The following is a 444-nucleotide window of genomic DNA, read 5'->3' as shown; positions in this document are numbered from 1 at the left end:
AAAGGACCAAAAGAGCTCAGTGAATTAGAACAGCTACGTTTAGAAAATAAACATCTAAAAACAAAATTACTTGTATGGGGAAAGTATCTGGAAATCGAAAGGGGCTGAAACCAGAAACTGTAGTTACTTTATGGAGAAATGTACAAACAAAAATAACGGTAAAAGACTTGTGTAACGTATTAGAATTACCCCGTTCTACATTTTATCGTTGGTTACAACGAACGGAAGATCTGAAAGATGATATAGAAGAAAAAGTAAAGGACGTCTGTCTTAGGCATAAATTCCGGTATGGATATCGAAGAGTGACCGCTACTCTTCGAAAAATGGGACTGTGTGTCAATCATAAAAAAGTATTACGAATCATGAGACAAAATCATATTCTTTCAAAAGTGCGTCGAAAGAAAAAGAAATATATCAATGGTGCGGAACCAATGGTAGCCCCTC

General features: G+C 35.8%; 1 pseudogene. It reads left to right on the top strand.

The features are described 5' to 3' along the window. Positions 1-444 (top strand): annotated as a pseudogene (locus tag MR167_RS31805) (IS3 family transposase); the annotation flags it as partial.

The organism is Bacillus cereus group sp. BfR-BA-01355, from assembly GCF_022663675.1.
Taxonomy (GTDB): Bacteria; Bacillota; Bacilli; order Bacillales; family Bacillaceae_G; genus Bacillus_A; species Bacillus_A thuringiensis_S.
This window is presented reverse-complemented; position numbering and strand designations above follow the sequence as displayed.